The sequence below is a fragment of the Bradyrhizobium liaoningense genome, assembly GCF_018130785.1.
GTDB classification, from domain to species: domain Bacteria; phylum Pseudomonadota; class Alphaproteobacteria; order Rhizobiales; family Xanthobacteraceae; genus Bradyrhizobium; species Bradyrhizobium liaoningense_A.
The window spans coordinates 1-7,863 of sequence record NZ_JAFCJT010000051.1 but is presented as its reverse complement, the minus strand read 5'-3'; the positions used below and the strand labels follow the sequence as shown (position 1 = coordinate 7,863).

Annotated in this window: 7 protein-coding genes; 4 read left to right on the top strand and 3 right to left on the bottom strand. The window is 59.2% G+C overall.

Going from position 1 to position 7,863, the window contains the following annotated elements; translation table 11 throughout:
• The first annotated feature begins 193 nt into the window (after positions 1–193).
• Complete coding sequence (locus tag JQ627_RS38695; RefSeq protein ID WP_212489568.1) at positions 194–2,743, top strand: arylsulfatase; 2,550 nt, start codon at positions 194–196, stop codon at positions 2,741–2,743.
• Positions 2,744–3,181: 438 nt separating this feature from the next.
• On the opposite strand, the gene JQ627_RS38690 is transcribed toward JQ627_RS38695, so the two are convergent.
• Complete coding sequence (locus JQ627_RS38690) at positions 3,182–3,997, bottom strand: SDR family oxidoreductase (protein WP_249143747.1); 816 nt, start codon at positions 3,995–3,997, stop codon at positions 3,182–3,184.
• Between the two features lie 5 nt (positions 3,998–4,002).
• Here JQ627_RS38690 and gcvA point away from each other — a divergent pair, with 5 nt between their 5' ends.
• Positions 4,003–4,995 (top strand): transcriptional regulator GcvA, encoded by a 993-nt coding sequence (gene gcvA, locus JQ627_RS38685; RefSeq protein WP_249143746.1) that lies wholly within the window; start codon positions 4,003–4,005, stop codon positions 4,993–4,995.
• Between the two features lie 705 nt (positions 4,996–5,700).
• Here gcvA and JQ627_RS38680 read toward each other — a convergent pair.
• Positions 5,701–5,850: a DUF1127 domain-containing protein gene (locus tag JQ627_RS38680; protein ID WP_212489567.1), complete on the bottom strand. Its 150-nt coding sequence runs from the start codon at positions 5,848–5,850 to the stop codon at positions 5,701–5,703.
• A 356-nt stretch (positions 5,851–6,206) separates the two neighbouring features.
• Complete coding sequence (locus JQ627_RS38675; RefSeq protein WP_212489566.1) at positions 6,207–6,596, bottom strand: nuclear transport factor 2 family protein; 390 nt, start codon at positions 6,594–6,596, stop codon at positions 6,207–6,209.
• Between the two features lie 201 nt (positions 6,597–6,797).
• On the opposite strand from JQ627_RS38675, the gene JQ627_RS38670 reads away from it, so the two are divergent.
• Together JQ627_RS38670 and JQ627_RS38665 are read left to right on the top strand one after the other, a co-directional pair.
• Positions 6,798–7,196 (top strand): thioesterase family protein, encoded by a 399-nt coding sequence (locus JQ627_RS38670; RefSeq protein WP_212489565.1) that lies wholly within the window; start codon positions 6,798–6,800, stop codon positions 7,194–7,196.
• Positions 7,197–7,312: 116 nt separating this feature from the next.
• Positions 7,313–7,750 carry a hypothetical protein gene (locus tag JQ627_RS38665; protein ID WP_212489564.1) on the top strand — a complete coding sequence of 146 codons (438 nt, stop codon included), beginning with the start codon at positions 7,313–7,315 and terminating at the stop codon, positions 7,748–7,750.
• The last annotated feature ends 113 nt before the right edge of the window (positions 7,751–7,863 follow it).

The window sequence follows — 7,863 nt, the reverse complement described above, 5'->3', positions numbered from 1 at the left end:
CGTCGCGATTCGCGCCAACACAACGGAATCACGCTTGCCAGTTCGTCTCAACTGACTTTTGCAACAAAATCGACCCGAAGCGGATGTTTCGGATCCGTGAGCGGAGGGTTGATTTAAATCAACAGAAGCGTTGCGGCATCGTGTCCCGGGTAGGCGTGCACAGGGTTCTGTCGTCTCCAGGAGGGAGCTTCCAATGACCCGTACCCGTGACAGCTCAAAATCAGAAAGCCGCTTACCGAACCGCCGCAACTCGTTGCTTTGCGGCACCACACTCACCGCCGGCTATTTGCTGTGCGCGCTGGGAACAACCAGCCTCGCGCAGCAAACCACCGGCACACCGGGGTCACCCGGGGCCACCACGACGATCGATGGAAAGTATCTTCCGCCGCCGCCACCAAAGTTCGGCGGCGACATCAACCTGCAGGCCAGTCAGTCGAAACCGTACTGGCCCGCCCGCGTGGTGCCGCCGCAGGGCGCGCCCAACGTGCTCCTGATCATGACTGATGACCAGGGCTATGGAGTTTCAGGAACCTTCGGCGGCGTCATCCCGACACCTGCGATGGATCGCATTGCGCAGATGGGGCTACGCTACACTCAGTTTCACTCCACGGCACTTTGCTCGCCGACGCGGGCGGCGCTGATCACCGGCCGCAATCATCACGCGGTCGGGTTCGGCACTATTTCAGAGCAAGCGACCGGCTATCCGGGTTACGACAGCATCATCGGACCGGAGAGCGCCACGATCGGGACCATCCTGAAACAGAACGGATACGCGACCTCCTGGTTCGGCAAGAACCACAATACGCCGAGCTATCAGTACGGCGTGGCGGGACCGTTCGACCAATGGCCCATCGGCATGGGCTTCGACTACTTCTACGGATTCATGGGCGGCGAGACCGACCAGTGGACGCCGTACCTGTTCCGGAACACCACCCAGGTTTTCCCCTGGGTCGGAAACCCCGGCTACAATCTGACCACGGACATGGCGGACGACGCCATCGCCCACCTGCGACAGCTCAATGCCGCCGCACCGGATCAGCCGTTCTTCCTCTATTACGTGCCCGGCGGCACCCATTCGCCGCATCAGCCCACGAAGGAATGGATCGACAAGTTCAAGGGCAAGTTCGACATGGGCTGGAACGAACTTCGTGAGCAGATTTTCGCCAATCAAAAGCGGCTTGGCGTCATCCCCGAGAACACGCAGCTCACAGCCTGGCCGGACGACCTGCAGAAGTGGGAGGCCTTGACGGCCGATGAGAAGAAACTGTTCGCGAGGCAAGCCGAAGTGTTCGCCGGTTATGCCGCCTACACCGATCACGAGATCGGGCGCGTGATCCAGGAAGTCCAGGACGAAGGCAAGCTCGACAACACGCTGATCATCTACATCAGCGGTGACAACGGCACGAGTCCGGAAGGCACCACGCGCGGGACTCCGAACCAGTATACCGCTTACAACGGCATATTGGATCTTCCGATCGCCGAACAGTTGAAGGCGTATGACGCTTGGGGCTCGGCCGCGACCTATCCGCATATGGCGGTGGCTTGGTCATGGGCCTTCGACACGCCGTTCAAGTGGACGAAGGAGGTGGCGTCGCACTTCGGTGGCACCCGGCAGGGCATGGCGATCTGTTGGCCGAACCGCATCAAGGATGCGGGCGGCATCCGCACCCAGTTCCACCACATGATCGACATCGTGCCGACCATCCTGGAAGTTACCGGAATTCCGGCGCCGCTGATGGTCAACGGCATCGCACAAAAGCCGATTGAAGGTGTCGGCATGACCTACACCTTTGACAAGTCGAGCACCAACGTGCCATCCGCGCGCACGACGCAGTATTTCGAGATGTTTGCCAATCGCGCGATCTATCACAACGGCTGGATCGCCACGACAACGCCACCCGCACCGCCATGGCTAATGGGCACTGCCAAGCTGCCCGCGGACGTGGTCAATGGCTACAAGTGGGAACTCTACAACATTGCAGAGGACTACTCGGAGAACAACGACCTCGCGGCGAACATGCCGGACAAGCTCCGCGAGTTGCAAGAGCTGTTCATCGTGGAAGCGACGAAGTACAATGTGTTTCCGCTGGACAACTCGATCCTCTCGCGCATCATCGCACCAAGGCCAAGCGCGACAGCCGGTCGGAACATTTTCACCTACTCGGGTGAGTTGTCGGGTATCCCCACAAGCGATGCACCCAGCATCCTGAACAGGTCCTACACGATCACCGCAGAGCTCGACATTCCAGGCGTGGGCACCACTGTTGGGCGTGCGGGCCCACAGGACGGCAGCGAAGGGATGATCGTCACCCTCGGTGGCCGTTTCGGTGGCTATGGCCTGTATCTGCTCAAGGGCAAGCCGGTTTTCGTCTATAACTTGGCCGACCTCGAACGCTTCCGCTGGGAAGGCAAGGACGCGCTCACACCCGGCAAGCACACCATCGTGTTCGACTTCAAATACGATGGCCCCGGCTTCGGCAAGGGTGGCACGGGTGTTTTGAACGTGGACGGTAAGGAGACTGCGACCAACAAAGTCCCGCACACCCTTCCATTCATCATGTCAATTGACGAAACCTTCGACGTGGGTGTCGATACACGTACCCCCGTTGACGACAAGGACTATCAGGTGCCCTTCCGTTTCAGCGGCAAGATTGACAAGCTCACCGTCAAGATCGGGCCGGTGCAGCTCACCAGCGAGGAGCATCAGATCATTCGGCACGCCCGCGCTGGCGCGGATAACTAATGCCACAGCAATCCGGCCGGGCGTACCTTCTCCTCGGGGCCCGGCCGGGGCTCGGGCTTCTCATCACCCTTGTTCAGGGACCAGCTCCGATCACAGATATTACCCCTGGGCTAGAGCGTTTAGTTGGCATCGCGATCGGCTCCGCCATGCTGTGTCTGACGACCGCCGCCTGGCCCTTGGATCAAGACCAATAGCATCTCTGACGGAGGCCAACCGCCGTCTTCCCAATGTCGCCCGACCAGTATTCGTATGTTCCCTCAAGCGGCCGGACATCGCGAATGCGATCGTCGAGCCGAACCGTGCTTCAGGTCTCAGCGTGTGAGCTGATGGAGGTAAACCCGACATACCCCGCGCTTGCCCTTGATCGCTGCTTTTGACCCGTAGCAGATATTCGCCGAGAAGCGGCGACCGATTGCTCGGCGCCGCTTTCTTGTGAAATCAAAGCTGGGACATGCCACCGTCGACGACCAGCTCCGATCCCGTCGTGAATGCTGAATCGTCGCTGGCGAGGAACAGTGCCGCTCTGGCGATTTCCGCAGGCTCTCCGAAGCGATGAAGCGGGACCTGTTCTTCGATCGCCGAGGCAGTGTCATCGAGTTGCTTGCTGGAAAGTCCAAGCTTGCTGTGAAATGGCGTGCTGATTGGGCCGGGACTAACGGCGTTTACGCGAATGCCGCGCGGCGCAAGCTCGGCGCCCAATGACCGGACCAGCGAACGCAGAGCTGCCTTCGTAGCCGACAGGATCGACAGGCCGGGTGTCCCGACCTCGTTCAGGAACGACGTCGTCACGACAATGCTGCCACCTTTGGCAAGGAGTGGTGCTGCCTTTTGAACGGTGAAGAACACACCCTTGAAATTTACGTCGAACTGAGTGTCGATCTGCTCTTCAGTGACGGCTTCGAGCAGTGCCGCCAGGCCCATACCCGCATTGGCGAACACGACGTCAATCCGGCCGAACTTTTCACGGATTTGACTGACGACGTTTCCGACATCGCCAGACTTGGTCACGTCGGCACGTAGTGCTGTGACGCCATCGCCGATCTGATTTGCTGCCGATTCCAGCCGGGCCTGATTTTGCCCGACGATGATGACGTTGGCGCCTTCTTGGCGAAACAGCTTCGCAGCTTCGAGGCCGATACCCGAGGTGCCGCCCGTGACGAGGGCGATTTTGTTTGACAGTTTCATGATCTTCTCCTGGTCCGAAGGTTTTTGTTGGGTTCGTAACCGGAGCGCGCGATCCGTGAGCAGCACCATGATCGTTGACCTTCCTTGTCACAACAGAGATGATCTGTGCCGGCGACATAGAAAACCTTGCCCGGCAATTCATGAGAGCGCCCAATCACTTAAACGCACTTCGTGCCTTTGAGGCTGCGGCACGCCATCTTAGCTATGTCGCGGCCGCCGATGAGCTGAAGGTGACGCCGGCCGCGGTTGGCAGCCTTGTCCGCGGTCTGGAAGCCGCCGTCGGAGTTGAGCTTTTTCATCGCTCGCAGGCAGGCCCCGCACGACTGGAGTTGACCGAGGCCGGCCGCGCCGCGCTGCCGGAGCTGCAAGCCGGGTTCGATCATCTGACGGTCGCCTATGAGCGCCTGAAAGCATCGCGCGGCCAGATCACCATCAGCCTCACCGTGCCGCCCGCCTTTGCCGACAAGTGGCTGTTGCCTCGCGTCGAGCGCTTTGCGGCCAATTATCCGCTTTACGACCTGCTTATCGACACTAGCGGCCGTCTCGTCGACTTCGCCGCCGAGCGAATGGATGTCGGTATCCGTTATGGTGCTGGTCGCTGGCCGGGCCTCAGATCAATTTTCTTGTTACGCGATGCTTTCTTTCCAGTGTGCAGCCCGGTCCTGCTCACAGGCCCTCATCCGCTGCGAAGCCCAGAGGATCTCAAGCATCACACCCTCATTCATGATCGCTCGATGGCGTTTGAAGGCGCATTTCCGACCTGGCGCACATGGCTGCAAGCGGCAGGTTGTTCCGATATTCATTGCGAGCGGGGGCTGCAAATCAACGATTCGGCAGCAGCCTATCAGGCCGCGATGAATGGCAGTGGTGTCGCCTTGGGCCGCACTACGTTGGTGGCTCTGGATCTGGCGGCGGGGCGCTTGATACGTCCCTTCGGTGAGGCATTGGACTGCGAGCTTGCCTACTACCTCGTCTATCGGCCAAGAGCCGAGAACAATTCTGGAATCACGGCCTTCAAGGATTGGATCTGTGGTGAAGTAGGGACGAGCGTTGCGATCGTCGGTTAGTCGCCCTTCGAAACATGTTGACCCCGTCCCGGCGTCCGCTATCGGCGGCAAGCCAGACGGGGAGCCGCGCTCGCATCGACCGCCGCTTTTGAGACCCAGACCGGACTACCCGTTCGCCGCGCAGGCATTGGGCTTAGGCTCCACCGGTCCTCGCGCTAGTTTGAAGGACCTCGTGTTGCCAGACAGAGCGGTCGTCCCCATCCTATAGTGATCAGAAACCGCCAGCCACGAAAAGACCAGACTACTGGCGATTGCCGCGCTTGCGCCGCCTGCTTGGGCGGAAGGGCGCAGGTACGGGCGCCAGGGCGAGCCCTGGTACGGTATGGCAATCAACCCTCGACCATGGCCGATGCGTGCCGGTCATGCCAGTCGCGTGGATTATCGAAGAGCTGATCTATGGCCAAAAGCATTTTTGTCATCGTTGCTATTCTCGCAATTTCTACTTCTGGCGCTTTGGCCGCACAGAGGATCCATCATGGCCGCGCGTCGCCTGCGCCGTCGCCGAGCGAGGGGGTTAGGGGGCTGAGCCCATATGCTGTGGGCCCAGGTAATTCCAACGACCGCGACATGTACATCAAGAACCTGCGCGACTCCGGGTATAATCCGGAGAACGACTTCAACAGGTTCGGGAACGTGCAGGCAGTACCTTATGGGGGCGGCTAAACCTCGAATCCCCTTCACCCGGTACCGGCGCGGCTGCTGTCGCTAGGCCCGCCAAAACGGCTTTTCGAGTTCGTGCGCGATGTCGCTCCGCGAGACGCCGATATCGTGCAGGTCGGGCTCGGTCCAGCGTGCGAGCTCCCGGCGATCGCGATAACGCTGCCGCCAGAGAGGGTCGCGCCAACGCTGGCCCAAACCTCGTAGAGGTTGACGAGAGGCTTGACATCAGCGGAGATCAGGCGTGTTGAAGGAAACTTCACAGCTTTATCTCCCCCTATAAGTTCGGGGACTGTATCGCTGTGCTACTGACAGCATACTGTCAGCAACAGGTAGCATCTCTGGCCCGAGGAACGGAGATGCCCCGGCTTCAGCTGGCAATCACTTTGCGTCATGTCTTCTTGGGAAGTCCGATGTTGGCCCATCGCGACCTCTTGCGCTGCCGCACGAACTTGGTCGCTATTGGGGGCAAGCCAGACGGGGAGCCGCGCTCGCATCGACCGCCGCTTTTGGACCCGGAACGGACATCCGGCCTGAGCGGTGATGCCAGCGTCTCAAGACCAGAATCGATCCTCCCGCTGCTCATCGCCTTGATACTCGCGGAAGTCGGTCGCCTTTCCGTTCTTCATCCGCCAGACGTGGATCTCCGGAAACGAAGCCGACAGCCCGTTTCGTTCTGCCTTCACGGTTACCAAGGCGACAACGAGATCGTCTTCAGCTAGCACATTGTGCACATCGATGCTGAATGCGCCTCCCGAAAGCTCCATCGTGCGTTGAAAGAAGCCTCCGACCTGGTCATGGCCGATATAGTCGCCTGATAGCGGACTATGACCGGGAACGTGCCATGTGATGCCCGTTTCGAAAGCCGCGAATACCGAAGGAATGTTTCCTACCGCAAAGTCTTCGTAGGCCTTGCGGACAATCACCGAATTCGAATCGCCCATTGTTGTCTCCTAAAAGGGTTTAGAACCCCTACGGGACTACTCGTGGTTACGGTGCCGTATGAAGCCAGAATTATAGCAGGCAATGGGTCGCCTCGAAATGTCTTCCCTTGGCCTAACTCTGACCTAGCCAGATGTCGGCTTTTGTGGTGCCGTTGGGGCGAAGCGGTCTACGCGGTCTATATAGAGATCTAGGACAAACGAATGCGGCAGATTCCGTTGGGAGCCAGAGGAACATCGACAGTGCGGGTGCAACCAGAACATCTTGCCGACCGATTCAAGGACGCGATATTGCCGCAAGTGCTTGCGACGCCCGTGATGATTTTGATCATGGAAAACGCCGCGCTCAATGCCATCAGACCGTTTTTGGACGCAGGTGAAAGCGCGGTCGGCACTGCAGTAGATGTACAACACTTCGCCGCCACGCCTGTAGGCTACGACGTGTGCGCGACGGCCGAGGTAATCAACGTCGAGGGAAAACGAGTTGACTTCAAGGTGTCGGCAAGCGACGGCATAGAGGAGATCGGCAGCGGAACTCATCAACGAATTGTCATCGATCTTCGTTCGTTCAACGAGCGCCTTGCCAAAAAGAGGAGCTACTAACGCAACGTCGGCCTGACATTACGGCCAGCTCTTGACACAACGCGTGCCGGAGCGAGCGGTAGCGCCTTGCGATTGGAAAAGGCGCAAATCGGGTGCGACCAGGAGGCGAAAATAGCGTGACTTCTCAGTGGCAGTATCAGGTTAGGTTCGATGTGCGCGATTCTGCCACGGCGGAATCGGTGCGCCGAGAACTCCGTGATCCGGCACTGGCGCCGCTGGTCGATATCCTCGTCGAGCATCGCGCTGCGCTGAAATGCCAGTACGACGCCTTTGCGGAGTATGTCGCCGCAGCAGAAGAGCACGGTATCGAAAAATATCCGCTCTACCAGTGGACGAAAGAGACGATCGAGAATCCGGCGAAGAAGGAAAAGTATTTGAAATCCTTTACACTCTACGTGGACGACCGGGAGGTCTATGCCAAGGAGATTGCTGACGCGCTCGAGGCGGACTTGCAACCGCTCGCCATTAGCGGGCTCATTACGCGAATATCCAAGTACGATACCAATCCCGCCAACAATCCTCAGTCGCCGCGGCGTCCCCGCGAGCGGAGCTAGCCCATCCGCGAGAGCGGGCTGAATGACCGCTCCTGGCCGATTTTGTTGCAAAAGTCAGTTGAGACGAACTGGCAAGCGTGATTCCGTTGTGTTGGCGCGAATCGCGACGAGGT

Coding starts and splice junctions, on each gene's coding strand:
- JQ627_RS38690 (WP_249143747.1), bottom strand. CDS start 3,997: ATGGTGCTGCTCACGGATCGCGCGCTCCGGTTACGAACCCAACAAAAA.
- JQ627_RS38695 (WP_212489568.1), top strand. CDS start 194: ATGACCCGTACCCGTGACAGCTCAAAATCAGAAAGCCGCTTACCGAAC.
- JQ627_RS38675 (WP_212489566.1), bottom strand. CDS start 6,596: ATGGGCGATTCGAATTCGGTGATTGTCCGCAAGGCCTACGAAGACTTT.
- JQ627_RS38670 (WP_212489565.1), top strand. CDS start 6,798: ATGCGGCAGATTCCGTTGGGAGCCAGAGGAACATCGACAGTGCGGGTG.